This is a genomic window from Ruegeria sp. YKSF070 (assembly GCF_059612725.1).
On the sequence record NZ_JBXWRD010000040.1, the window covers coordinates 12758 to 36723 of the forward strand.

Annotated in this window: 22 protein-coding genes; 18 read left to right on the forward strand and 4 right to left on the reverse strand. The window is 66.5% G+C overall.

Annotated features, from left to right (window positions below):
- Positions 1-30: 30 nt before the first annotated feature.
- Complete coding sequence (gene murJ, locus AC2FL1_RS17480; RefSeq protein ID WP_496877774.1) at positions 31-1554, reverse strand: murein biosynthesis integral membrane protein MurJ; 1524 nt, start codon at positions 1552-1554, stop codon at positions 31-33.
- A 203-nt stretch (positions 1555-1757) separates the two neighbouring features.
- On the opposite strand from murJ, the gene AC2FL1_RS17485 reads away from it, so the two are divergent.
- Together AC2FL1_RS17485 and AC2FL1_RS17490 are read left to right on the forward strand one after the other, a co-directional pair.
- Complete coding sequence (locus AC2FL1_RS17485) at positions 1758-2831, forward strand: GNAT family N-acetyltransferase (RefSeq protein ID WP_496877775.1); 1074 nt, start codon at positions 1758-1760, stop codon at positions 2829-2831.
- Complete coding sequence (locus AC2FL1_RS17490) at positions 2828-3877, forward strand: GNAT family N-acetyltransferase (RefSeq protein ID WP_496877776.1); 1050 nt, start codon at positions 2828-2830, stop codon at positions 3875-3877. The genes AC2FL1_RS17485 and AC2FL1_RS17490 overlap by 4 nt, the downstream gene beginning before the upstream one ends.
- Here AC2FL1_RS17490 and AC2FL1_RS17495 read toward each other — a convergent pair.
- A complete protein-coding gene (locus tag AC2FL1_RS17495) occupies positions 3874-4569 on the reverse strand; it encodes a hypothetical protein (RefSeq protein WP_496877777.1) in 696 nt (231 codons plus the stop codon). The genes AC2FL1_RS17490 and AC2FL1_RS17495 overlap by 4 nt on opposite strands.
- A 42-nt stretch (positions 4570-4611) precedes the next feature.
- A complete protein-coding gene (locus tag AC2FL1_RS17500; RefSeq protein ID WP_496877778.1) occupies positions 4612-5754 on the reverse strand; it encodes a glycosyltransferase in 1143 nt (380 codons plus the stop codon).
- A gap of 233 nt (positions 5755-5987) precedes the next feature.
- Between AC2FL1_RS17500 and AC2FL1_RS17505 the strand changes: the two genes are divergently transcribed.
- The 13 genes from AC2FL1_RS17505 to AC2FL1_RS17565 all read left to right on the forward strand — a co-directional run bounded on the left by AC2FL1_RS17505 (position 5988) and on the right by AC2FL1_RS17565 (position 20318).
- Positions 5988-7190: a sugar transferase gene (locus tag AC2FL1_RS17505; RefSeq protein WP_496830105.1), complete on the forward strand. Its 1203-nt coding sequence runs from the start codon at positions 5988-5990 to the stop codon at positions 7188-7190.
- A 9-nt stretch (positions 7191-7199) separates the two neighbouring features.
- Complete coding sequence (locus AC2FL1_RS17510) at positions 7200-8483, forward strand: polysaccharide deacetylase family protein (protein ID WP_496877779.1); 1284 nt, start codon at positions 7200-7202, stop codon at positions 8481-8483.
- Positions 8480-9715 carry a glycosyltransferase family 4 protein gene (locus AC2FL1_RS17515; RefSeq protein WP_496877780.1) on the forward strand — a complete coding sequence of 412 codons (1236 nt, stop codon included), beginning with the start codon at positions 8480-8482 and terminating at the stop codon, positions 9713-9715. Before AC2FL1_RS17510 ends, AC2FL1_RS17515 begins: the two co-directional genes overlap by 4 nt.
- A complete protein-coding gene (locus tag AC2FL1_RS17520; protein WP_496877781.1) occupies positions 9712-10680 on the forward strand; it encodes a sulfotransferase family protein in 969 nt (322 codons plus the stop codon). The genes AC2FL1_RS17515 and AC2FL1_RS17520 overlap by 4 nt, the downstream gene beginning before the upstream one ends.
- Positions 10668-12452, forward strand: a complete 1785-nt coding sequence (locus AC2FL1_RS17525; protein WP_496877782.1) for a GumC domain-containing protein — start codon at positions 10668-10670, stop codon at positions 12450-12452. Before AC2FL1_RS17520 ends, AC2FL1_RS17525 begins: the two co-directional genes overlap by 13 nt.
- Complete coding sequence (locus AC2FL1_RS17530) at positions 12449-13846, forward strand: O-antigen ligase family protein (RefSeq protein ID WP_496877783.1); 1398 nt, start codon at positions 12449-12451, stop codon at positions 13844-13846. The genes AC2FL1_RS17525 and AC2FL1_RS17530 overlap by 4 nt, the downstream gene beginning before the upstream one ends.
- Complete coding sequence (locus tag AC2FL1_RS17535; RefSeq protein ID WP_496877784.1) at positions 13843-14985, forward strand: glycosyltransferase; 1143 nt, start codon at positions 13843-13845, stop codon at positions 14983-14985. Before AC2FL1_RS17530 ends, AC2FL1_RS17535 begins: the two co-directional genes overlap by 4 nt.
- 451 nt (positions 14986-15436) lie before the next feature.
- Positions 15437-16825, forward strand: a complete 1389-nt coding sequence (locus tag AC2FL1_RS17540; RefSeq protein ID WP_496877785.1) for an MATE family efflux transporter — start codon at positions 15437-15439, stop codon at positions 16823-16825.
- 58 nt (positions 16826-16883) lie between these two features.
- The gene (locus tag AC2FL1_RS17545) at positions 16884-17180 is read left to right on the forward strand and encodes a glyoxalase superfamily protein (protein WP_496877796.1); all 297 of its coding nucleotides are present in this window, start codon (positions 16884-16886) and stop codon (positions 17178-17180) included.
- A 30-nt stretch (positions 17181-17210) separates the two neighbouring features.
- Positions 17211-18365 carry an AraC family transcriptional regulator gene (locus AC2FL1_RS17550; protein WP_496877786.1) on the forward strand — a complete coding sequence of 385 codons (1155 nt, stop codon included), beginning with the start codon at positions 17211-17213 and terminating at the stop codon, positions 18363-18365.
- Between the two features lie 103 nt (positions 18366-18468).
- Entirely contained in the window at positions 18469-19296 is an 828-nt protein-coding gene (locus tag AC2FL1_RS17555; RefSeq protein WP_496877787.1) for an NAD(P)H-binding protein, read from the forward strand.
- A 33-nt stretch (positions 19297-19329) separates the two neighbouring features.
- A complete protein-coding gene (locus AC2FL1_RS17560; RefSeq protein ID WP_496830126.1) occupies positions 19330-19740 on the forward strand; it encodes a DUF4345 domain-containing protein in 411 nt (136 codons plus the stop codon).
- A gap of 68 nt (positions 19741-19808) precedes the next feature.
- On the forward strand, positions 19809-20318 hold the full coding sequence (locus AC2FL1_RS17565; RefSeq protein ID WP_234145934.1) for an anthrone oxygenase family protein: 510 nt from the start codon (positions 19809-19811) through the stop codon (positions 20316-20318).
- A 336-nt stretch (positions 20319-20654) separates the two neighbouring features.
- Here AC2FL1_RS17565 and AC2FL1_RS17570 read toward each other — a convergent pair whose 3' ends face one another.
- Positions 20655-21548, reverse strand: coding sequence for a LysR family transcriptional regulator (locus AC2FL1_RS17570; RefSeq protein WP_496877797.1), 894 nt, complete (start codon positions 21546-21548; stop codon positions 20655-20657).
- Positions 21549-21674: 126 nt separating this feature from the next.
- Here AC2FL1_RS17570 and AC2FL1_RS17575 point away from each other — a divergent pair, with 126 nt between their 5' ends.
- From AC2FL1_RS17575 to AC2FL1_RS17585, 3 genes are read left to right on the forward strand one after another with little or no spacing between them, the layout of a single operon-like run.
- The gene (locus AC2FL1_RS17575; RefSeq protein ID WP_496877788.1) at positions 21675-22097 is read left to right on the forward strand and encodes a DoxX family protein; all 423 of its coding nucleotides are present in this window, start codon (positions 21675-21677) and stop codon (positions 22095-22097) included.
- Positions 22098-22157: 60 nt separating this feature from the next.
- Entirely contained in the window at positions 22158-22979 is an 822-nt protein-coding gene (gene ygiD, locus AC2FL1_RS17580; RefSeq protein ID WP_496877789.1) for a 4,5-DOPA-extradiol-dioxygenase, read from the forward strand.
- Positions 22980-22991: 12 nt separating this feature from the next.
- The gene (locus tag AC2FL1_RS17585; RefSeq protein ID WP_496877790.1) at positions 22992-23951 is read left to right on the forward strand and encodes a glutathione S-transferase family protein; all 960 of its coding nucleotides are present in this window, start codon (positions 22992-22994) and stop codon (positions 23949-23951) included.
- The last annotated feature ends 15 nt before the right edge of the window (positions 23952-23966 follow it).

Genomic DNA, 23966 nt, shown 5'->3' on the forward strand with positions numbered 1-23966 from the left:
GGAAACTGTCTGTTTCCGAAACCGGTACCCCTAGCGCCGTCTACGACGCAAAAGCGCCAGCAGGGCCTGCATTTCAGGCAGGCGCAACAGGGCGCATCCAGCCAGGAACAGCAGTCCGACAGTCAATGCATGGGCGCACAGCAGGGCCAGGTCGCCCAGGTCCAGTTGCCGCCAGACCAGCGTCGAGACCGCCGCCGCAACCACCGCGGCGCCGATCATCAGGGCGATCTCGCGCAGGTCGTGCCAGGTGCCCAACGCGCCGTGGCGGCGATGGAGCGCGCGTGCCAGCACCAGCGCCGACCCGGTCGAGGCCAGCAGGATCGAGCTTGCCACCCCCTTGAGGCCGAACAGCGCGCCCAGCGGCAGGCCGGCGGCAAAGCGGATCAGCAGAGCCACCGCCGAGAACCACAGGAACACCCGCACCAGCGGCAGCCCGTCATCGGCCAGTGTCGCCGGCAGAAAGGCGGCCAGCACCGCGTTCACCAGCAAGAGTGGCGCCAGGAAACGCACCAGATCGGCGGTGGCGGCGGTGTCCTCGGCGGTAAAGGCGCCGCGTTCCAGCAGAAAGGTAATGAGAGGTGTTGCCGCGATCATCACGAAAGCCACCAGTGGCAGGGTCAGGAACAGGCTGATCCGTACAGCGGCGGCGATGGTGGGGCGGGCGCCGGCCTCGGCCCCGGCGGCATGGGAATACTCGGTGTAATAGGCCGAGTTCACGGCCGAATTGACGGCGCCGGGGGCCGCGCTCAGCAGGCGCTGGGCGACAAACATGATGGTGACTCCCCCAAGGCCCGTCAGCGAGGCAAGCGCCGCGTCGGCCCAGCCCATCGCCATCTGTGCGGCGGCGTTGATGGTGACGGCGGCAGCCCGGCGCGGCGTGGTCGACCGGCGCGGCATCGAAAGACCGCCACGGTCCATCCGGCGCAGGTCGCGCAGGCCCTGAACCACGATCATCAGCGCCATCAGCGCGACCCCGATGACCAGCGCCCATGACAGCGACAGCGGCGTCACCGCCGCGCCCATCACCAGGAGCACCGGCAACAAGGTCACGCGTGGCAGCAGCCGCGCCAGCGTGGTCAGGCCAAACCGGCGGCGGGCAAAGTTGAAAGCGCCCGCAAGCGCGGCGATCCCGGTCAGCGGCAGGCAGAGCGCGACCACTCCCAACAGCTCGGCCGCCTGTGCCAGCCGGTCGTCATCGAAACCCGGCGCCAGCAGCCGCACCACGGGTTCGGCAAAGACCCACAGCGCCAGCGCGATCAGGCTGAGCAACCCCACGATGGGGATGCCGAAACGCAAGAGCGCCCGTCGCATGCCGGCATGACCGCCGCTCTGCACCTCGCGCACGAATTCAGGCACCGCCAGCTGGTTGGTCGCCTCAAAGGCCATGGCGATGGCCGACAGTACGAAACGGCGTACGGTGAAATAGGCATCTGCTGCCGGGGTGGTGCCAAAGGCGGCGGTTTGCAGCACGATCAGCAGAACGCTGAGCAGGAGCCCCACCAGCTTCAGTCCGGTCATCAGCACGATATTGGCCAGCAGGCGCGCGGCGGACATGATAGGGGTCAGGCCTTTCTGCCGGGGGCCGGGCCGCGCCCGGACAGACGGGCGGCGGTCGCGTCCGCCGGGAAACAAAGTGTTTCGGTGCAAATCATCGAGATTAAGGTTGAATGCTTTCCAGCCTTGCATGCAACATGAATCATTCGTTCCGTCCGGCACATTGTGCTGTGGGTTTGGGCGGAAACCGTCGGGGGGGACGGATGTACGCGTATGAACGCATTACCGATCCGGCCGGGTTCGCCGCGATCGAAGGTGAGTGGCACGCGCTGGCCAAAGCCAGCGGTGGCGGCGTCTTTGCCAGCCACGCCTTTCTTCTCAGCTGGGCCGAGACATATGGCCGGGGCCGCCCGCTGGTGGTCTCGCTGTTGCGCCACAAGGGGAAGCTGGTGGGCGCCTTGCCGATGTTCCGCACCGGGCAGGCCCGCGCGGTGGCCGCCATGGGCGAGGGACGGGCGGGCATGGCGCAATGGCTGCTGCACCCCGACCTGCCTGATGCCGACGCGGCGCTGGCGGCGCTGTTGCGGCCCGACTGGCTCAGCTTCTGGCGGCTGGAGCCGCTGGAGACCCCGGATGCCGAGATGCTGGAACGCGCGGCCCGGCTGGCGGGCCTTGCGGTACGGCGCAAGGCCACCATGAGCGCCTGCAGCGTGACGGCTGATCCCGATTTCGAGACCTATCTGGCCGGGCTCAAGTCCAAGACCCGGCAGGTGTTCCGGCGCAGCGAACGCAAGCTGGCCGAGATGAAGGTGCGTGACCTGCGCTCGGACCGGGACGGGCGCGCGGCACTCGACGCCTATCTGGCGGCCTCGCGCGCCTCGTGGAAGGGGCTGACCGGCACCGGTTACGGGGCCGCGCCCGAGGGGGTGGCGTTTCTCGAGAAACTCTTTGACCGGCTGGGGCCCGAGGCCTGCTATCTTGCCGCCCGACAGGTGGGCGATGTGGCGATCTCGGGGCGCTTCGTGATGGTGCATGACAATGTTCATTACGGAATGGCCAATGATTTCAACGAGGAATACGCCGAACTTGCGGTGGGTCGAAACTCGGTCATGCAAAGTGTCCACGACGCGTTCGAGGGGGGAGCGGCACGCTTTGACTTTACCCGCTGCAACGGATTGGTACGCGAGGTCTCGACCGACGAGCGCCCGCTGGAACGGCTCTTGATCCACCGGCGCGGCGATCCGACGCTGGCGGCCTTCTTTGCCGCGCGCGGGGTCCGGCGGTTGCGGCGCAAGGCCAGCGGCTGGCAGAAGGGCCGGCGCGGGGTGGTGTCGTGAAGGTCGTGCTGAGCCGCGATCTGACGCCCGGACAGCACGCAGCGGTCAGGACCTTTTGCGATGCCAGCCCCGGCTACAGCTATCTGCAGGACCCCGACTGGCCGGGCCTCATGCAGGACGAGGGCGGGCGTCACAGCTATCGGCATGTTCTGGTCACGCGCGACGCGGGCGGGTTGGCCGCCTATGGTGTGCTGCGGCTCAGCCGGGTGCCGGGCGGTTTGGCGCTGGGCGCGTTCCGGCGCGGTCCGGTGGTGGCCGCCCCCGCCGATCTGGAGCCGGTGTTGGCGGCGCTTCTGCCCGCCCTGCGCAATGCGGGCCTGATCACCATCGCCATGAACCCGCGATGGGAGGATGCCGAGGCCGAGACCGTCGAACGCCTGCTGGCGCGGCTGGGTGGGCAGGTGGCCCCGCCGGCGCGGCAACGGCTGCACAGTTGCACCGGCCTGATCGACCTTTCGCCCGCACCCGAGGAGATCTTTGCCGCCTGCAGTGCCCACGCAAGGCGCAACCTGCGCAAGCTCGACAAGCTGGGCTTGACCCTGCGCCCGGTCGCGGACGGGGCCGAGATGGCGCGGGTCCGTGACTGGACCGAGGCCTTCGCCCGCGCCCGCGATCTGACCACGCGCGGGCTGCCGGGGCTCGAGGCACAGCGCGACTGGATCGCCCTCCATGGCGGCGCGCTGATACTGGTCGAGGCCGAGGGCGCCCCGGTCGGGGCTTTCTCCCTGTTGCGCGACGGGCCGCGTGTGCTCAACATGTCCAACGGCTGGGCCGATCCCGACGCGCGTCTGCCGCGATCCTACCTTGTCTATTGGTACGCGATCCGGCGCTGGGCGGGCGGCGCCGAGCCGGGCGGGCCGCGCTGGCTGGATCTTGCCGGGCGCGACGACCCGCGCGTGCCCCGCAGCGATGCCGGGGCCGAGGGACGCGAGCGGTTCAAGGACGGGTTTCCCCAATGCCACGCGGTGCTGCCCCGGATGTACCGGTTCGTTCTGCGTCCGCTGCTGGCCCGGGCGCTCGACGGGGTCGAGTATCTGCGCGGCTAGGGCCAGCGTTCCAGCGTGACGGCGCCCAGATAGAGGATGACGGTCTCGGGGTTGGAATTGGCGGTAATGCCGATCTGCAAGCGGTCGATGGCGGCGCGCTCGGCGGGTACATCGGGCAGGGTGCGGCCCCGGTTGTCGAGAACCTTTTGCCCGTCCAGATAAACCTGAGATCTGCCGGGCTCCGCATCGGTTCCCAGGCTCAGGTCCCAGGTGACCTGGTGCCAGAGGCCCGTAGTCAGCGTCGGCGCGCTGTCGTCGGTCCAGGCATGGCCGCCGCCGATCTTCTTGCGGTCCACCCGCAGGCGGCCATGGCGCAGGTAGAGCCGCAGCCCGGGATTGCCGGACTGGCCGCAGAACTTGCATTCCAGGTCGAACAGGTGGATCGAGTTCGCCGGGTTGCCGGTCGGCAGGAACAGCTCGGCCGTGACCCGGATACGGGCACCGGGGCCAAGCGGGTCAAAGGGCAGGATCAGCGCCGCCTTGCCCACCTTGCCCGCCTGTTTCGCGCCGGCCTGCGCGCGGACCACCTGGCGGGTGCCGACGGGGTCGGGGGCGGGGGTAAGGGTGCCGTTCTGCTGTTGCAGGCGCAGGTCGGGCCGGGCCATCAGTTCCGGCGCGCTCGCGTGATGCTCCGCCAGCGGGGCCGCGTGCGCCGTGGCGGCGGCGATCAGCAGTGGAACAAGCGATCTCAACAACGGGTGCATCGGGGCCTCGGCTCTGGTGGCCCAAGGCTGTCATTCCGGAGGTCGCACTGCAAGGGGGGCGATCCGGTCGGCAAAGATACGCGCAGCAGCAGCATGTGCATACAACCCGGCCTGCGCAGGCGCGGCGGCCAGCGCCGCGCTCAGGGCCTCGTCTTGGCCCGCCATCTCGGTAATGCCCAATGCCATGGCGTCGGTATCGCCGATGGGAACGATCCGGCCAGCCGCCCCGGCCTGGCCGAGCAGCCGCCTTGGCCCGTCACAATCTGTGGCCAGCACCGGCGTACCCTGGGCCAGTGCCTCGACCACCACATTGCCGAACCCCTCGCGATGCGAGGGCAGCACGAATAATCCGGCGCGCGCCATATGCCGCGCCACGTCCGGGCTGTAGCCGGGCAGGGTGACCCGGTCCTGCAAGTCCATCGCCGTGACCAGCGCCTCCAGCTCGGGCCGGGCCTCGCCCTCGCCGAGGATGGTCAGCCGCAACTCGGGCCGGGTCCGCAGGGCGTGGGCAAAGGCGCGGATCAGGTCGGCATGCCCCTTGGCCGGATGCAAGCGACCGACCGCCAGCACTTGCGCCGGATCACGGGGCGGGCCGTCGCCTTGTACCACTTGCGTGGACAGCGCCAGCGCCTCGGGCGACAGGACCGGGTTGGGCAGGGTCGCCACCGCCGGCCGGTCCAGTTCCAGCGCCGCCAGCCAGTCGGCGCCCAGCCCCTCGGTCGGGGCCACCAGCAGATCGGCCAGCGGATAGAGCCGCCGCATCAGCCAGCGGCGCGGGCCGGGATGGCGGGCCATCGCCATATAGGCTTCGGGAGAGCTGTGTTCGCTGATGATCACCGCCGGGCGGCGGCGGGCCGGAAGCAGCCGTGCCGCCAGCAGGGCCGAGATGTTGCGCGCATTGGTGCCGGAATAGACCGCGTCCGTTCCTGCCAGCGCCGCGCGCAGCGCCCAGAGCGAGGCCATGGCACGCCGCCCGCCCAGGTCGATCGTCTCGACCGTGTCGGGGATCTGATCCAGTAGCGCACCGGTGCGGCTGCCCAGGATCAGGCGGATTCGGAATCGGTGTCCCTGTAGTTGCCGGATCAGCGCGACGGTCGATGTTTCGATGCCACCGGGCCGCAAATGGGGCAGCAGAATGGCAAGCTGGGGAAGCATCGCACGGGAATTATCCATAATCGTGTCGCCCCGGAATTGTATTCGGGTGACAGTCGCGGTCTGAGGCGGCTAACATTCTCATATTAAGGCAAAACAATAAGGGCCATCGAGCTGAACTGTCTCGGAAACAGACTGTTTCCAACCGCCTGTTATGTTCAAGGTTAATGTGTCGATAAGGTGGCGACATTGTGACCGTTTCGAAGGGGGAGCCCATTTTCGGGCAAGCGAGACGGGTATGAGGGGTTTGGCAGATGAAGATAGACATCTATGAGATCGACCCAGATCTTGCCGGTGTCGACGGGGGGGCGCGGCTGTTCGATGCCATCGCTCCAATGCCGGCAAAGGTGTTACGCGAGGCATCGACTGGGCAATCCCTGCGCGAGGGCACAGTGGTCCCGCTGCCTGGGCAGGGAGAGAAGTCGCCGGCGGATGCGGCCCCGCTGCGCGGGCTGATGTCTCCGGCGAATGTCAGGTCGGGTTATGTGCCGCGTTACCCGCGCTTCGACGCGGCGTTGAACCAAGTGCTTGCGGGACTGGCGTTGTTCGCGGTTGCGCCCGCGATGCTGGTTCTTTCGGTCCTGGTTCTAGTGTCGTCCGGGCGACCGGTGTTCTACTCCGGGGTGCGATTAGGCAAGGATCGCAAGCCATTCAAGATTTTGAAATTCAGAACTCTGTTGTCCGCCGCCGCTGCCCAGACCAGCCAAACGACCCTGCCGCGTCGTACCTTGCTGGAAACCAATATCGGTTCTTACCTGCGCAAATCCCGCCTGGACGAGCTGCCGCAGCTGATCAACATCGTCAAAGGCGACATGGTCTTTTTCGGACCGCGTCCGGTCAGGCCCGACCTCCTTGATCTCTACATGCGCGAAGCAGCCGGGTTCGGCCTGCGTTTCAACGTCAAGCCGGGCCTTGTGGGCATGTCGCAGGCGCTGCTGCCGCATTCGGCGGGCAAGCGGTTGCGCGGGCGGTTCAACTCGCTCTGCTGCCGGGCGCCGATGAATTACTGGGCGACGCTGGGATTTGTCCTGCATGTGGGACTGACCGTGATACGCCGGGCCGGGCGCGGCGTTCTGGATATGGCGCTGAACCTAGGCAGTCCGGCGATGCAGTTCAATTTCCTGCGCTCGGGTTTTCACCGGCCGCGCAATACGGTGGCGCAATTCGAAATGGAGGGCGAGGTCGTGACTGCCGGCGTGGTCGGCATCTCGGACCAGATCGTGCAATTCGTCAGCCCTCTGCCGCCGCGCCGCAGAAGCTATGCTCTGACCGTCGACCGCAAGCTGGCCTCGGGGCGGCACCTGCGGATCGAGATCAAGGCCGAGGTGAAGTCGGTCTTTCCGCTGGGCGTCGGCAAGTCGGGTTTCCTGTGCCATGCCTCTTATGCGGCTAGTACCCCCTATCAGCGGTATCGGATCGAGCGTTATCTGCTCGACGAGACCGTTCTGTCGACCTGAGGTGCGGTGATGTCCGATGCCCGGTCCCTGACCCCGCATACGACCGCCCGCCGTGCCACGCGCCGGCGCCTGTTGCTACGGATGCTGGCGGTGACGCTGCTCTGCGGTCTCGCGGGCGGCGGGTTGGTGGCGCTGGCCGGGGTCCCGGCGGCCGGGCTGCTCGGGCTGCTGGCGGGTGGCGCAGGTTTCCTCGCGGCGGCGCGCTTCTGGCGGCTGGAGCCGGGGGTTCCGGTGCTGACCTATCACAGTGTCAGCGATAACGCGGCCTGGTTGCCCTGGCGCTCCGAGATTTCGATCCGGCCGGCCTCGCTCGACCGGCAGCTGCGCCTGTTCCGTCGCATGGGGATGCAGATCGTCGACAGCGAGACGCTGGTGCGGGCGCGGCTGGCGGGGCGGCCGGTGCCGGGCAACTGGATGGCGCTGCATTTCGACGACGGTTATCTGGACAATTGGGTCGCCGCCGCGCCGATCCTGCGCCGCCACGGCGCCTGTGCCGCGCTGTTCGTGTCCACCGATTTCATCGCGCCGCCGCAGCCCTTGCGCCCGATGATGGGGCAGGACGGCCCGCTGCGCTGGGACGGTTACCTCAGCTGGGACGAGCTGCGCGCGCTCGAGGCCGAAGGCACGTTTCGCATCGAGGCACATGGCACCGATCATGGCCGCATCGCAACGGGACCCGAGACGGTTGACCATCTGACGCCCGAGAATGCGGGGCGGTTGTCGTGGATGCAATGGGCGCGGATGCCGGGGGACAAGCACGACTGGTACCTGCGCCGCAACCGGCCGGTGCCGTTGGGCAGCGCCGTGCCGGTCAGCGCGCCGGCGCTTGCCGCGCGGGGCTGGTCGTCGGATACCGGTCAGGAAAGCGATGCCGCCTATGACGCGCGTGTGCGCGCGGTGCTGGCCACCAGCCGCGCGGTGATCACCCGCGAGATGGGCCGCGCGCCGGTGCTGTTCTGCTGGCCGCAGAACCAGACCAGCGACCGCGCTCGGGCTTTGGCGCGCGAGGCGGGGTTCATTGCGACCACGGCGGGGCAGGCGCGCAACGCCGCATCGGACCCGGCGGCGACCTTGTCGCGGGTTCATATCGGCGAAGATTACGCGGGCTTCCGCTGCGGCTGGATCGACGATCTGGCGGTGCGGGCGCAGATCCGCTGTTTTCAGGGTTACGTGGGATGGGTTGTCGTGTTGGGCGCAGTGGGCGCGCTGCGCCGCGCAGTGCGGCTGCTGGCCCGGACGCGTGTCCGGGGCCGTGGCGCCGGATCGGGCGCCTTGCAGGAGGGGATGTCATGAAACTGGCCGTTATCGTTACCGAATTTCCCAAGACAACCGAAACCTTCATCCTGCGCGACCTGATGACATTTCTCGAGGCCGGGGTGGACCTGCGCTTGTATCACCTGGCGCCCTGGCGCACCGATCAGATCTTGCACGATTTCGGGGCCGAGGCGGGACGCCGCGCGCGGCATGTACCGCTGTTCGCGCCACGCTCGCTTGCGGCGCTGGCGTCGCATCCGCTGGCTGCGGCGCAGCTGGCGGGCAGCATCGCGCTGCATCAGGGGCGCGAAGTGAAGTTTGCCGCCAAGTCGCTGGCATTGCTGCCTGCGGCGCTGCGACTGGGGCAAGAGCTGCGCAACTGGGGCGCTGATCACATCCATGCGGAATTTGCCGGCCATCCCGCCACCGCCGCCTGGATCGCCCACCGCGTCTCCGGCGTGCCCTATTCGATCAGCTGCCGGGCGCATGACATCTTTCGCAGTCAGCGTCTGTTGGAACAAAAATTCGCTGATGCCGCGCTGGTGCGGGCGGTCAGCACCTATGCCAGCCGCTTCCTGGCCGAGCATGTGCCGGGCATCCGTCAGCAGGATGTGGCCGTCATCCATTCCAGCGTCGATGTCTCGGCGATCACCCCCAGCGCCTCGCCGCCTCCCGAATACGGGTTTCGCATCCTCTATGTCGGCTCGCTGCAACAGCGCAAGGGCGTCGACGTGCTGCTCAAGGCGCTGGCCGGTTTCGACCGGCCGGATTGGCAGCTCGACATCGTGGGCGACGGGCCGGATCGCGCCAAGCTCGAGGCGCTGAGCGCCGGGCTGGGCCTGGATGACCGGGTGCATTTTCTCGGCCAGCGGCCATTCGGCGAGATCGACGGGTTCTACCGCGCCGCATCGGTATGTGTCGCGCCCTCGATCATCGGGCCCAATGGCCGGACCGAGGGCATTCCCAATGTGATGATCGAGGCGCTGGCCTATGCCCGTCCCGCCATCTCGACCAATGTCTCGGGCATTCCCGAACTGATCCGGCCCGGCGAGACCGGCTGGCTGACCGAGCCGGGCGATGTGGCGGGGCTGACGGCGGCCCTGACGGAGGTGCATGACGCGCCCGAGGCGGCCAGCAAACTGGCCTGGCAGGGGCGGGCGCTGGTCGAGCGCGAGTTCGACCTGCGGGTCAATGCCCGGCGCCAGCTGGAACTGTTCGCCGCTGCCGGCAAGGGGCAGGCGCCGCAGGGCGCCCGCACGGTAACGCCATGACCGCACCGCGCCCCATCTTTGTTCTGGGCCTGCAACGTTCGGGCACCACGCTGATCGGCAACCTGCTGGCGGCGCATCCGGATGTGGCCGGGGTGACCGATCCGCGCCATAGGGGCATTCACGAGAGCGTGTTCTTTTCTCATTTCGCCCATGCCTGGGACTGGACCAATGCCAGCGCCCGGGCGCAGGCTGTGGCGGCGTTTCTGGACAGCGACTATGGCCGCCTGCTGGACCTGACGGACGAGGACAGGCACCGGTTGGAGCGAGTAGGCGATCCGGAGGTGTTCTTTCGCCAGGCGATGACTGCCCATTCCCGCCAGCAGGGTGCGCTGGCCTGGGTCGAGAAATCGCCCCATCACTTACACGAAGCGGCCCGGATCGCGGCGGCCTATCCCGATGCGCGCTTTGTTGCGATCCACCGTGACAGCGCCGGTCTGGTGCGCTCGCGGCTCTGGGCCTATGGCCGGGTGCCGCGCACGGGGCTGGCCCGGTTGCCCGCGGTGCTGCGCGGGGCGCTGTCCAATGCCTATCACCGGCGGGTTCTGCGCCGGTTCGCACGCCAGTTCCCCGAGCGGGTGAGCGTGCTCGACTATCGCGGCTTCGTCGCGGGTGGCGCCGCATCGGTGGCGGCGATGGTCGATGCGCTGGGCTTGCCGCCCGCGCCAGGCCTTGCGCCGGAATACGCGCCCAACAGCAGCTTTGCCGCGCCCGGTGCGGCGGGCGGGCTGACCCGTGCCGACCATGCCGCTATCGCGGTGGCCGAGGCGCTGTCGGCGCTGGTGCCGCTCTGGCTGCTTGATCGTCTGCGTACCGGCGCCTCCGGGCGTCGTCCCGAATTTCCCCGCTGGGTATGGAGCGGCCTCGTGCCGCCGCCAACCACTCGTTCCGGACCCTCGTTCGCGGCGCCGCTTGGCGCCGAGGCGGCGGCCCCATTGCAGGAGAGCCCCTCGCCATGTCGCGACTAGAGTTGATCCACGACCTGCCCAGCCCCGCCCGCAACCGGCCCGCCGACCCGTCCGGCCCGCGCGAGGGGGGTGGCGAGGCACCGCGCCAGAACGAGGCGGGTGCCGCCATCCGTCACGTGGCCGAATTGATGCGGCAGAGCCGCCGGCTGATCCTGCTGCTGATGCTGGCCTGCGCGGCGCTGTCCTGTGCCTATGCGGTCTACAAGCTGAATTTCTCGCCGGTCTACCGCGCCTCGGCCAAGGTGACCGCCCAGCCCACCGACGCTGAACTGCGCTATTCGCAGGTCTATGTACGCTCGTCCTCGCTGGACAGCGCTAATGTGATCACCCGCAGCCATATCGAATATCTCAAGAGCCGCGAGATCGCCGAGCGCGCCCGGCTTGAGGTGTTCGGCGCCGCGGGGGGCGCGCCCGAAGAGCAGCAGATCCCGGCGCTGCTGGCCTTTGCGAAGAACGCCAAGCAAAATGTCGAGGCCGGTCTGCGTTGGCTCAATTCCGGCAGTGCCGGGGCAGCGGCGGGTGAAAAGGATCTGGTGACCGAGATCCAGGACGCGATCGAACTGAAGATGGTCGAAAGCTCGTTCGTGATGGAAATCTCGGTGGCCTGGGAAGATCCGAAGATTGCGGCCGAACTGGCCAATGTGCTGGCGCGCGTTTATCGCGCCCGCAGCCGCGAACAGGTGGCCGCCACCACCGGCGAGTTGGCAAGCTTCCTCGAGACGCAGAAATTGGCGACCGAGCGCCGCCTGTCCGACCTGATCGACGAGCGCAACGCGCTGCGTACTGCCTCGGGCGTGGTCGAGATCGAGACCGAGCGGCGCGAATTGCTGGCCCGCCTGTTTGCCGAATCCGCCCAACGCGATGCCGACCGCCGCAGCCTGCTGGCCATTCAGGCGCAGTTGCGTGCCTTTCTGCCGGACCGGCCGCTCAACCGGCATGACGGGCTGACCCAGACCACCAAGGAAGAGCTGAACCTGTCGCGCCTGCGCGAGGTGGAACTGGACGCCGCCGTGGTCGAAAGCGACAAGATCGTCGCCCGGCTGGAACAGCGGATCGCGGCGCTGGCCAAGCTTGAGACTCGGTTCGAGGGGCTGAACTCGGAAATCGAGCGCACCCGGGGGCAGCTGAACGATATCGACGCGCGCCTGTTGGAGGTCCGCATCAGCGAGGCCGAAAGCATCGAGACCCTGCGCATCGTCGATCTGGCAACGCCGCCGGTGCTGCCGGAGGAGCCCAAGGTGGTGAACCGGACCGTGATGGGGGCGATGTCGGGCTTCCTGCTGGCGATGATGCTCGTGCTCAGCCGCGATTACATGGCGACCCGTCTGCGCACCCAGACCGATCTGTCTGGCGTGTCCGGGCTGCGGGTGCTGTCTCCGGCGGCGCTGGGCGCGGCCGAGCTGACGGGCGCACCGGCGGCCGAGGAAAAGGGCGCCACCGCATCCGAGCTGTCACGGCCCTATCTGGACTGGGATGCGCTGGATACCGACGACATGGTGGCGGTCCTCGACGTGTCGGATCCGCGCCGCGCCGAGGCGGTGGGCCGCCGGGTGATGCAGAGCTATCCCTATAGCGACCAGGTTCATACCGGGCTGCTGCGCCGGGCGGTACGACCGGGCAACATGCCGCCCAGTGCGGCGGTGCTGATCACGCTGGGCCGGGACGAGCTGTCGGCGGCCGAGCTGCGCGACTATCTCGACCAGTTGCGCAACCTGTCGCGGTCTCTGCCGGTGGCGGTGGCCTATGTCGATATCCGGGGGCGCGTGGGATGACCCCGGCGCCGCGGCAGCTGGCGCTGGGTTTTGGCGGAGCAGTGATGGCCGCCGCGGCCGCGCTGTCCGGCCCGGCCATGGCCGCGGGCCTGCTGGCCGCGGCGCTGGGCGGGTTTGCCGTGCTGGGCAACACCGTGCTGGGCGCCTACCTGCTTGTGGCGCTGGCCCAGCTCGACGGGATCGCGCTGCTGGTCGATCAGAGACTGCCAATCTCGCTGTTCAAGGCGGTCACCGCGCTGGTTCTGCTGTCGCTCTTGCTGACGGTGCGGCGCCATCCGCTGATGCAGGGGCGGTTGCGGCTGTCGCCCACGGCGATGTTCACCCTGCTGTTCGCCATCTGGCTGTGTGTCTCGTATCTGGCCTCGGATTGGCAGGCCTATTCCTATGACCATACCAAGGGGTTCCTGCAGACCCTGCTGCTGGTGCCGATCCTTGGCCTGACGGTCACCTCGCATCTGCATCTGCGGCGTATGGTGCTGGTGATTGCGGCCAGCGGCGCGATTTCGGCGGTCTTTGTCATCCTCGAGACCGTGTTCGGACTGCGGCTTTTGCCCTATGCTGACGAGGCTGATGTGGCCGCCTGGCTGGGGGCGGTGCGGTCCGCCGGGGCCTCGGCCTATAACCCCACCACCTCGTCACATCTGATGGCGGTCAGCCTGATGCTGGCGCTGGTGATGGCGCTCTATGACCGGCGCGGGCGGCGGTTGTGGGTTTCGATCTCGCTGCTGTGCCTGGTGGCGCTACCGATGATGGGCGCGCGCTCGGGGGCGATTGCCGTGGCCATGGGGATCGGGCTGATCGGCTTTCGCATGCGGCATCACCGGCTGTTCCCCGTCGTGGCGCTGGGGGCGCTGGCGGCACTGGTGGTCGCGGTGCTGAACGCGCCCGATACGCTGGTCGAGCGGTTCGGCGTGCTGGGCGATTTCCTGGGCGAGGGCGATACATCGGACCGGTCGCTGCTGCGGCGGCTCAGCTATAACCAGATCGGCCTTGCGCTTTGGGCCGAACATCCGGTGACCGGGCTGGGGCCGGGGGCCTATCCGGTCAATTATGCCAGCGACGCCTTCCGCTGGTATCCCGGGCGCGAGGCCGAGGCGCGCCAGCTTCACAACGCCTATCTCGAGGTGGCGGTGGAAACCGGTATCGTGGGCATCGCTCTGTTCCTGGGCGCGCTGCTGAGCGCGGCCTGGGCGGCGCTGAAGGCCGGGCTGCAACCGGTGACCGAGACACAGGTGCTGGCCCAGGCACTGGGCGTCGCGATGGCGGTGTTCATGTTCGCCAGCCTGTTCATGCCCAACGAGGACATCAAATACACCTGGATCCTCGCCGCGCTCTGCGCGCGCGCGGCACAGCTGGCGGGTGGCTGGCGGGTGGATGCGGGGCAGGCGGCATGACGGTGCTGTTCTGGACCTGCCTGGGGCTGATCCTGTTTTCGCTGGTTGGTTATGGCCTGCTCTGGATCGGATTGGCGCGGTTGGTACGTGACCGCCCGGTGCACCCGCCGGTGACGCAGTCGGCCACGGTTCTGATCGCAGCGCGCAACGAGGCGCGCGATATCGGCGCCAAGATCCGCTCGCTCAGGGCGCAGCGCCGGGACGGTCACCGGGTGCGGGTACTGGTGGTTTCGGACGGGTCCGAGGATGCCACCCTGACCGAGGCCGCAGCGGCGGCTGAGGGTGACGCTGATATCCAGGTGATCGGGTTGTCGCAGCATGGTGGCAAGGCGGCAGCGCTCAATCACGGGCTGGCGATGATCCCCGAGTGGGAGATCGTGATCTTTTCGGATGCAAACAGCCTGCTGGATGAGGATGCGCTGATCCGCCTGTTGGCACCCTTTGTCGACCCCGGGGTCGGGGGCAGTATCGGACAACTGGGGATCAAGGGTCGCGACGGGCTGTTGGCGCGGGCCGAACGGCTTTACTGGCGCTATGACAATGCGCTCAAACAGGCCGAGGACCGGATCGCGGGCACGGTCTCGGCGCAGGGGACGCTTTACGCGGTGCGGCGGGGGCTGGTCGGGGTGGTGCCGGCGGACATGGCCGACGATCTGGCGATCTCGCTGGGCGTGGTGGCGCGCGGATACCGGCTGGCCTATGCGCCGGGTGCGGTGGCGCGCGAGGCGGTGACCTCGAACCTGCGCGGAGAATTCGGGCGGCGGGTGCGCTCGACCGAGCGCGGCTGGCGTGGATTGATGCATTATGCGGGGCTGATGAATCCGGGCCGGACCGGGCTCTATGCGGTGCAACTCTTCTGCCACAAGGTGCTGCGCCGTCTGGTGGCGGGGCTTCTGCCACTGCTGCTGCTGGCCAATGTCGCCCTATTGGATCAGGGCGCGTTCTATGTGGCGATGTTCGGCGCGCAGGTCGCGCTTTGTGCCGTTGCGCTGGCCGCGGTGACGACCCGCTGGGGCCGGCGGCTTCCGGGCGCGTCGGTGGCGGTGCTGTTCGTGATGGGGCACGCGGCGATCTTCTGGGCGCTGCTGCGCTATGCGATGGGTGTCCGTTCGACCAAATGGGCGCCGGTGCGCGGATAGCGCGCGGAATCGGGGCGCCGGAACCGCGTCAGGCGTGTCCAGAGGTCGCGCGGATGCCAGAGGGCATCTGCGGGCCGCGGCACCTCTTGAACAGGTGCCTGTGTTCCTTGGCTTGCTCGAAACGATCTTGGCGCGTCTTGCAAAACAGAGGCCGAGACAGGAGGCAAGGGGCCGACGCCTGGGGTGCGCTGGCGTTCCACCGGACTGCACTGGGGGTGGTCAACCGTGGTCAGGGCGCGCGCTTGGGGCGTGGAAACCGTTCCGCTTGACAAGAGTGCGACGGCCAATCTACACGGCTCTCAGGCAACAGACGCCTGCCGCCCGCCGACATTTGTCACGGTGAAGTTCTGTAGCAGACACGATCTTCGTCATCCTCGGCACCTGTCGCGCGGATGGTAATGCGGGCCCCGTCCAATCCTTGCGCGACCTGAGCCGGAAGGAAAACGGGGTCATGTCGTCCCAGACCAACTCATTTCTCGAAGGGCCGCTTGGCCTGATCTACGCACGCACGGCGCTTCCCATCATCTTTGTCATGGGCGTGAACGGCGCGCTCGCCGTCGTCGATGCCCTCTTCCTCGGGCATTTCGCGGGACCGGAGGCGCTGGCCGCGGTCACGCTGATGTTTCCGCTCTACATGCTGATCGTCGCGCTGGCCACGCTGGTCTCCTCGGGCATGTCGAGCATCCTTGCCCTGCAGTTCGGCGCCTGGCGCGTTGACGCGGCGCGCGCCACGTTCTCGGCGGCGCACGGGCTCGCTGTCTTTATCGGTCTGATCCTGATCGCGCTCTTCCTGACTTTTGGCAAGCCGGTCTCGGTCTTGGCCGCCGGCGGGTCAGAGGATCTGGCCGAGATGGGGCTGATCTACCTGCGCATCAGTGTCTTTGCTGCGCCGTTGATCTTTGTGCTTTCGGTCAATTCCGATGCCCTGCGCAATGAAGGGCTGGTGATGTTCATGGCCGCGATGAGCCTGCTCGTGTCGCTTGCAAACATGGGCTTCAACTACGTCCTGATCGGGCTTTGCGACATGGGTGTGGCGGGCTCTGCCTATGGCACCGCGATTGCACAGGCCCTGGCGCTAGCCATTATCCTCACATTCCGGGTCTTTGGCGACACCGGGTTGCGACCCTCTGCGCTCTGGCACCATTCGCCGCTGTCGGGATGGCGGGACATTCTCGCGCTCGGCGCGCCGCAAAGCCTCAATTTCCTCGGGTTCGCCTTGGGATCGGGGGCGATCATCGCCGCGCTGCAATGGGTGGAGGCCCCGGATTACGATGCGAGTGTTTCGGCCTACGGGATCGTCACGCGGCTGATCACCTTTGCCTTCCTGCCGCTCCTTGGCCTTGCCCATGCGATGCAGACGATTACGGGCAACAATTATGGGGCGGGCGCCTTACGTCGCAGCGACACGAGCCTTAGGACAGCGGTCCTCGCGGCTTTCGGTTATTGCCTGTCGCTACAGATCGGCATGACAGCTTTTGCCACTCCGATCGGATCGGCCTTCGTTTCGGATCCGCGAGTCGTGGCGGAGGTCGCGCGCATCTTGCCGGTGATTTCGGCCGGGTTCTTTGCCGCGGGGCCGCTGATGATGATCGCCATGCATTTCCAGGCTATCGGCGACGCGGGTCGCGCGGCGATACTGGGGCTTTCCAAACCCTATCTTTTCGCCGTGCCGCTTACATTTGCGCTGGCGGGCGCGTTGGGAGAGCCGGGCATCTGGTTCGCGGCACCGGTAGCGGAGGTCCTGCTCGTCGGGCTGACGGGACTCGTACTGGCGCAGATCGCACGGGCGCAGTCCCTGCGCTGGGGTCTTTTCAGCACGGGTCGGGAGGTGCGGGCATGACACGCGACTTGTCAACGATCACGCGAGACTGGAACACCTTGTATGCCGAGGTGCTGCACTGACCGCGGAAAGACCGGGGGGCGGCGGGCGGGTGACCGGGTGCTGCCTGTCACAGTCTTTCGACGCATTGGTGCTTGTGTCCCAGGCGCTCCGGCCCGGAAGGGTCCGGCTGGTGTGCGACCTTGACGAAGCGGTGGACGTCGTTGGCTTCGACCGCTTCTCCAACCTGCTCACGCAGATCCGGGTTGAGGTCGGTCCGGGGCGGCGCTCGAAGGAGCGGATCTCGGACGGCACAGCTCACGTCTTGCTGGATTGTGCCCGCACCGGTACCGACAGGGCATGCCATGAACCATGACCTGATCTTCTCGCTGTTGGGGGGATGTCGATGGCCGGCTGGGCCGCGCTCCTGCTGTCGCCGCTCATCCCGGTCTGGTCGGACAGGATCGCGGGGTTTGCCGGTCAGGATAACGACCCCAAGCTTTCTGCCAGTCCTAGGTGCTTTGCCCCTCCGCAAATCCACCTTAGGATGGGCGCCATGGGCTATGTAACCTCTCTCTTCGCGCGCAAGGTGGTCGCCGCGGCTGGCGACGCGATCGACGGCGCGGCGTTCCTGCGCGGCGCGGGCATAGATCCTGAAGGCGCATGGGACCCGAAAGCGATGATCCCGGACGGCATTTATTATGGCCTGCTGGAACGGATCGCGGCGGAGGTCGATGTCACCGATCTGCCGCTGCGGGTAGGCGCGTCGATGCGGCTTGATGAATACGGTGCGCTCGGCCTCGCATTCAAGGCGGCAACGACGCTGGGCGCTTCTTATGCGCGGGTCGAACGGTATGCGCGGCTCTGGACCAGCGTTGTGGAGTACGAGCTGCGCCCGGATCCGCGCGGCACGCTCTTCATCCTGCATCGCGAGGGCGCGCGCCGTTTGGGAATGCGGTTGTCGAACGAAGCGACGCTTGCGAGTTCCGTGTCGATTGCCCGGCAGGTCAGCCCGGTGCCGGTTGCGCCGCTCGAGGTGCTGATCCGGCATCCCGCGCCACGGTCTGTCGCCGCCCATGAGGACTGGTTCGGCGGTCCAGTCCGGTTCGATGCGGAACTCGACGCCATCCTTTTTTCCCGCGAGACGCTGGCGCAGCCGAACATCCTCGGGGATGTGGGCATTTCCCGCTACCTCGCGGATCATCTCGAACGCGAACTCTCTGAGATCGCCGACGAGGTCCCGCTGGTTACGCGGACAAAGGAGGCCATCGCGCAGGCGCTGAGCGCGGGCGCGCCGAAAATGGCGGAGATTGCGCGCGATCTCGGGCTCAGCGCCCGGTCGTTCCACCGGCGGCTTTCCGAGCACGGCATGAGCTTTCAGACCCTGACCGAAGAGACCCGGCGCGACCTGGCCGAAGGGCTCTTGCGTGACGATCGGCACTCGCTGGCCGAGATCGCGTTTCTGACGGGGTTCGCCGAACAGAGTTCCTTCACCCGCGCCTTCAAACGCTGGGTCGGCATGACACCTGCGAGCTACCGCAAGAAACGCGTCGGCCGCTGACCGGCCCTGGCGGCGTCGGTCAAGACGTTGGCGACCCCGGTCAATACGGGTCGACTGCGATTGCCTATCCCTTGGTCCGTCAACTCGAACCAGGGAGAAACCCATGCAACACCAACCCATCCTCGTCATCGGTGCCACCGGCAAGACCGGATCCCGCGTCGCCGCAAAGCTGGAAGCCAAGGGCCTTCCCGTCCGCCGCGGCTCTCGCAGTTCCGGCACTCCCTTCGACTGGGAAGCGCCTGAAACCTGGGCCCCCGCGCTGACCGGTGCCCGGGCAGCCTATGTAACCTACTTCCCCGATCTTGCGTTCCCCGGCGCGGTCGAAAAGCTCGAGTCCCTCGTCGAGACAGCGAAAGACGTCGGCGTCGAGCATCTGGTCCTGCTCTCGGGCCGTGGCGAACACCACGCCCGGCTGGGCGAAGAGGTCGTGCGCCAGTCCGGCGTGGACTTCACCATCGTTCGTGCCGCCTGGTTCGCGCAGAACTTCTCCGAAGGGTATCTGCGCGATCCGGTTCTGGCCGGCGTATTGCCGATGCCGGGCGGCGATATCGCGGAGCCGATCATCGATATCGAGGACATTGCCGATGTGGCGGTCGCGGCGTTGACCGAAGAGGGCCACAAGGGGCGGCTCTACGAAGTTACGGGTCCCCGGTTGATGACTTTCGCCGAGATGGCCGGGGTGTTGAGCGAGGCCACTGGGCAGAGGATCCGCCATATCCCGATAAGCTTCGAGGATTTCCACGCGAATGTCGCGGCCGCGGGTGGCGATTTCGTCGCCGATGTCTTCACCGCGATCGCCCGCGAGACGCTCGACGGCCGCAACGCCCACACCGCCGACGGCGTCATGCAGGCCCTCGGCCGTCCGCCCCGCGATTTCGCCGAGTTCGCGCGTTCCGCTGCCAAGGCGGACGCGTGGATGGTCGTGGCCTGAGCCTCGTCGTCAGCCCAATTCGGAGAAAACCCAATGACACCTGTTCAAAAAATCGCACTCGGCGTTTCTGGCATCACTTCTCTGGGCATCGGCGCTTTCATCCTCGTTGCACCGCATGCCTTCTATGCAGGCTACGGGATCGTTCTGGGGCAAGAGCCCAGCCTGCTGAGCGAGTTGCGCGCGCCCGGAGCCGCTCTCGCCGCCTTCGGAGCCGTGATGCTGGCCGGCATCGTGAGACCGGCGCTGCGGCAAGCCGCCGTGACCGCCGCGCTGACTGTCTTTCTTGCCTTCCCGGCGGGCCGTGTTCTGGGCCTTGTCGTCGACGGGGTACCCTCGGGCGGCATTCTGGGCGCTCTGGTCCTGGAACTCGCGATCGCCGGGTTCTGCCTGTTCGCGTTTCGACGAAGTGCTGATCCCGCAATCACCGGTTTCGCTACCCGCTGACCGACACCTTGATGCGGTGCGACAGCCATCTGTCCCGCCGCATCCATTGCCAAGAAAGGAATTGCCCGATGACCCCTGTCGTCTTCGTCCTGATGCAATTCGCGATCCTCGCCTATGCGCTGGTCGCGGGCGTCTTCCTCGCCTTTTCAGACTTCATCATGCGCTCGCTCGCCCTTACCGGTGGCGTCGGCGGCGTGGAGGCCATGCAGGTCATCAACCGCGAGGTCTTTCGCTGGTTGTTCATGGCTCTGTTCCTCGGCATGGCCGGCATATCTGTCTTCCTCGCCGGGTATGCCTGGTTCGGGCTCGATGGCCCGGCGGCGACGCTGATCCTGCTCGCCGCGCTGGTCTATCTTGTCGGTTGCTTCGGCGTCACGGTCGCCTTCAACGTGCCGCTGAACGAGGCGCTGGCCGGGATGGACTTGTCGCAGGGCGCGACGCGGGAGTACTGGCAGCAGACCTACCTGCCGCGCTGGACCTTCTGGAACTCGGTGCGAACCGGCGCGGCGGCGCTGGGTGCGGCTCTCATGCTTTTTGGACTCCTGTGGATGACACAAGGCCAGGCACGGCCGACCTGACGCAGATCGGACAGGGCGGGGTCGGCCAGACCTCCCGCCCGGTCTTCCTTCGCGCTTCCGGCATGCTCTTGGCGATATGGGCAGAAAGACCTGCCGGGCCAGCCAGCCGGACCACGCGGTTCTCGGAAGCCTGTTTCCCTTGCTCACGCAGACCGTCGACGAGCTTGCGATAGCCATCGACCTTGTCACCGTCGGGCCCCGCCTGCCGGATCAACGCGGTCTGACGCGCCCGGATGAAGGCGGATTTCGTGGGGACGGGTGTATGACCGTGCCCTGCCGCTGCTCCGGACTGAAACGTCCGCCACGCCGGGGGCCCTTTCCAGGCCACGGCGACCGTTACGCGCCGGCATTTCCAAAATCGGCAAGCGCAAAATCGATCAGCGCGCGCACCTTTCGAGGCAGTGTGCGCCCTTCAAGGTAGACGGCAGCGACGTCGCCGCGTTCCCCGGTATGGTTTTCAAACAGCCTGACCAAATCGCCGCTATCGAGCGCACCGCGCAAGGCGAAACCTGGCACATAGGCGACCCCGAGACCGCGGCGTGCCAGATCGACCGCGGCACTTGCTGAATTGACGTGAAATCGGCCCTCGATCTGAGCCGCGACCTGAGTGCCATTATGTTCGAAGGCCCAACGCTTGGGATTCCGGCGGTTGGTATCGACGATGCAGCTGTGTTCTGAAAGATCGTTTGGGGTCTCAGGGAGGCCGGCCCGTGCGACATAGGCCGGACTGGCGACAGGCAGGCTCTGGAACGTGCCCAGTCGTCGGACCTTGAGAGAGGCTATGTCAAAGCGTCCAATCCGAAAGGCCAGATCGATCCCCTCTGCGGCAAGATCGCTGAAGGCATCGCTCAGCCTGAGATCGATGATGATCCCGGGGTGAAGTTCAGAGAACCGCGCCAGCATTCCCGCGATGTAGACCTCGCCGAACGTGATCGGAGCGGAAATTCTTACAACGCCCGTCAACCCCTTCGAGGAGTCCGAGATATCGGAGAGCAATTCGTCAAGATCGTCCAGCAGGGCGGGGGCTCGGGACAGAAGATCGGACCCGGCCGGGGTCAGGCCAACTTTGCGGGTTGTGCGCTGAAAGAGCCGCACACCGAGACGCTGCTCGAGTTCGGCCACATATTTCGAGGTCAATCGGTTCGACATGCCCAGCTGTGCTGCCGCCCCGGTGAAGGAGCCGGACTGTGCGGTAGCGACAAAAGCGCGGAGTTGATCAAAAAGGTCCATGTGGCCATTACGAACAAATTGTGGAAAGTAATTTACTATATTCGCCATTTTGAGGGTTATCTGCAAGGCCTATGTTCCTTCACAGACAAGCTGTCTCCGGGCGGCTTTCAACAAAAGGACACGGATATGACCACGCACACGAATTCTGACTATGCTGCCTTCGCACTTCGCGTCACCAGCGGTTCGCTCTTTCTCGCCCATGGCTGGCTGAAGATCAGCGTCTTCACCGTCGCCGGAACCGTCGGCTTCTTCGAGAGCCTCGGCCTGCCCGGGCTTCTGGCCTATTTCACGATCGCTGCCGAGATCATCGGCGGGATCGCCCTGGTCCTCGGCATCGGCACGCGGCTTGTCTCACTGGCACTGATCCCGGTGCTTCTGGGCGCTACTTGGGTTCATGCCGGCAATGGCTGGCTGTTCTCGTCCGAAGGCGGCGGTTGGGAGTTCCCGATCTTCTGGGCAGTCGTGCAGGGTGCGATTGCAACGCTCGGCAGCGGTACCTTCGCCCTGAAAGTCCCGGCGCTGCAGCGGGCACTGGGCCAGTTCGCCTGATCTTCCCATCACTCCCGGGCGGCCCTTGGGCCGCTCGGACACACTCGAAAGCGGCCCATCATGCGTATTCACAGCCTACAAGACCTCAAGGATCGATTTGCGCCCTCCGACCGGATGCCGGTCGTTTTTCTCGGGCATGGCAGCCCGATGCATGCGATCGAAGACGGGCCGTTCAGCCGATCCTGGGCGCTGCTTGGCCAGAGCCTGCCCCGACCCAAGGCGATCCTCGTCGTCTCGGCGCATTGGATGACCAATGGAACGACCCTTGTGGATGTCTCGGCCATGCCGCGCACGATCCATGATTTTTACGGGTTCCCCGAGGCGCTTTTTCAACAGCAGTACCCGGCACCCGGCCGGCCCGATCTGGCGCGCGAAGTGATATCGCTTCTGAGCAGCCACCGCGCCGCCGGGGATGATACCTGGGGCCTCGACCACGGTGCCTGGGCTGTCCTGAAGTTTCTTTATCCCGATGCGGATGTTCCGGTCTTTCAGGTCTCGATCGACATGGGACGGGGGCTGGAACACCAACTCGAGGTCGGTCGGGCTCTGTCGGACCTGCGGGACCGGGGCATCCTGATCCTCGGCTCGGGTAATGTCGTCCACAACCTGCGCGCCATGCGCCCGGGTGGCACGCCACAGGATTTCGCGCAGGCGTTTGATGCGCTTTTTGCCGATCGTCTCGTGGACCGGGATTTCCGCGCGCTCGCGGATGCGGACGGGCTGGGCGCTCTTCTCACCGCAGCTCATCCGACCGTGGATCATTACTTACCAGCCCTGACCATCGCCGGCGCGTCAGATGCGCGCGACGAATTGACCTTCATGACCGATGCCATCGATCTCGGATCGGTCTCGATGCGGTCCTTCATCTTTCACGCAACCTGAGGAGACCGGCACATGCTTGTGGACGGCAAATGGATGGAGAACTGGCAGCCGGTGCAAAAAGCCGACAAGGACGGCCGCTTCGTGCGCCAGACCTCCAGCTTTCGCAACTGGATCACGTCGGACGGTGCGCCCGGCCCGACAGGCGAGGAAGGGTTCAAGGCCGAACCTGGCCGCTATCGGCTTTATGTCGCGCTGATCTGTCCTTGGGCGTCGCGAACGCTGATCGCGCGCAAGCTCAAGGGCCTGGAGGACATGATCCCGGTGACCGTGGTGAACCCGACCCTGACGGATCAGGGATGGAGTTTCGGTGGTTTTGCCGGCGCTGACGAGGATCCGCTCTTCGGCGCGCGCTACATGCACGAGATCTACACCCGTGCCGATCCGAACTTCACCGGACGTGCAACGGTTCCGGTGCTTTGGGACATCAAGCGGAACGTGATGGTAAACAATGAAAGTGCCGATATCCTGCGCATGTTCGATCGCGCGTTCGAACATCTCGTGCCCTCAGATCTGCGACTCTATCCCGCGCATCTGGCAGCCGAGATCGACGCTCTGAATCCGCGCCTCTACGACTTGCTCAACAACGGCGTCTACAAGGCGGGGTTCGCATCATCCCAGCCCGCCTATGAAGAGGCGCTGGAGGGTGTGTTCGCCATGCTGGGCGAGATTGAGGAGCGGTTGACTTGCGACTACCTGTTCGGGGACAGCTTGACTGAAACGGACATTCGCGCCTTTGTGACACTGATCCGGTTCGACGCCGCCTATCATGGCCTGTTCAAGACCAACCGGCGACAGGTCAGGGATTACCCGCGTCTGTCGGGCTACCTCGCGCGGATGCTCGACCTGTCTGGTGTGCGAGAGACAGTGGACATCGACCACATCCTGCAAGGCTACTATTCGATAAAGGCGCTCAATCCCACGGGGATCGTGCCGATGGCGCCGGATCACCTTGCGGACCTGCTGCGCCCCTGAAGATGCGGCACGAAA

Bases quoted from the DNA above. Each gene is read 5' to 3' on its own strand.
- murJ (WP_496877774.1), bottom strand. From the start codon at position 1,554: ATGTCCGCCGCGCGCCTGCTGGCCAATATCGTGCTGATGACCGGACTG.
- AC2FL1_RS17485 (WP_496877775.1), top strand. From the start codon at position 1,758: ATGTACGCGTATGAACGCATTACCGATCCGGCCGGGTTCGCCGCGATC.
- AC2FL1_RS17500 (WP_496877778.1), bottom strand. From the start codon at position 5,754: ATGGATAATTCCCGTGCGATGCTTCCCCAGCTTGCCATTCTGCTGCCC.
- AC2FL1_RS17505 (WP_496830105.1), top strand. From the start codon at position 5,988: ATGAAGATAGACATCTATGAGATCGACCCAGATCTTGCCGGTGTCGAC.
- AC2FL1_RS17510 (WP_496877779.1), top strand. From the start codon at position 7,200: ATGTCCGATGCCCGGTCCCTGACCCCGCATACGACCGCCCGCCGTGCC.
- AC2FL1_RS17515 (WP_496877780.1), top strand. From the start codon at position 8,480: ATGAAACTGGCCGTTATCGTTACCGAATTTCCCAAGACAACCGAAACC.
- AC2FL1_RS17520 (WP_496877781.1), top strand. From the start codon at position 9,712: ATGACCGCACCGCGCCCCATCTTTGTTCTGGGCCTGCAACGTTCGGGC.
- AC2FL1_RS17525 (WP_496877782.1), top strand. From the start codon at position 10,668: ATGTCGCGACTAGAGTTGATCCACGACCTGCCCAGCCCCGCCCGCAAC.
- AC2FL1_RS17530 (WP_496877783.1), top strand. From the start codon at position 12,449: ATGACCCCGGCGCCGCGGCAGCTGGCGCTGGGTTTTGGCGGAGCAGTG.
- AC2FL1_RS17535 (WP_496877784.1), top strand. From the start codon at position 13,843: ATGACGGTGCTGTTCTGGACCTGCCTGGGGCTGATCCTGTTTTCGCTG.
- AC2FL1_RS17540 (WP_496877785.1), top strand. From the start codon at position 15,437: ATGTCGTCCCAGACCAACTCATTTCTCGAAGGGCCGCTTGGCCTGATC.
- AC2FL1_RS17550 (WP_496877786.1), top strand. From the start codon at position 17,211: ATGGCCGGCTGGGCCGCGCTCCTGCTGTCGCCGCTCATCCCGGTCTGG.
- AC2FL1_RS17555 (WP_496877787.1), top strand. From the start codon at position 18,469: ATGCAACACCAACCCATCCTCGTCATCGGTGCCACCGGCAAGACCGGA.
- AC2FL1_RS17560 (WP_496830126.1), top strand. From the start codon at position 19,330: ATGACACCTGTTCAAAAAATCGCACTCGGCGTTTCTGGCATCACTTCT.
- AC2FL1_RS17565 (WP_234145934.1), top strand. From the start codon at position 19,809: ATGACCCCTGTCGTCTTCGTCCTGATGCAATTCGCGATCCTCGCCTAT.
- AC2FL1_RS17570 (WP_496877797.1), bottom strand. From the start codon at position 21,548: ATGGACCTTTTTGATCAACTCCGCGCTTTTGTCGCTACCGCACAGTCC.
- AC2FL1_RS17575 (WP_496877788.1), top strand. From the start codon at position 21,675: ATGACCACGCACACGAATTCTGACTATGCTGCCTTCGCACTTCGCGTC.
- ygiD (WP_496877789.1), top strand. From the start codon at position 22,158: ATGCGTATTCACAGCCTACAAGACCTCAAGGATCGATTTGCGCCCTCC.
- AC2FL1_RS17585 (WP_496877790.1), top strand. From the start codon at position 22,992: ATGCTTGTGGACGGCAAATGGATGGAGAACTGGCAGCCGGTGCAAAAA.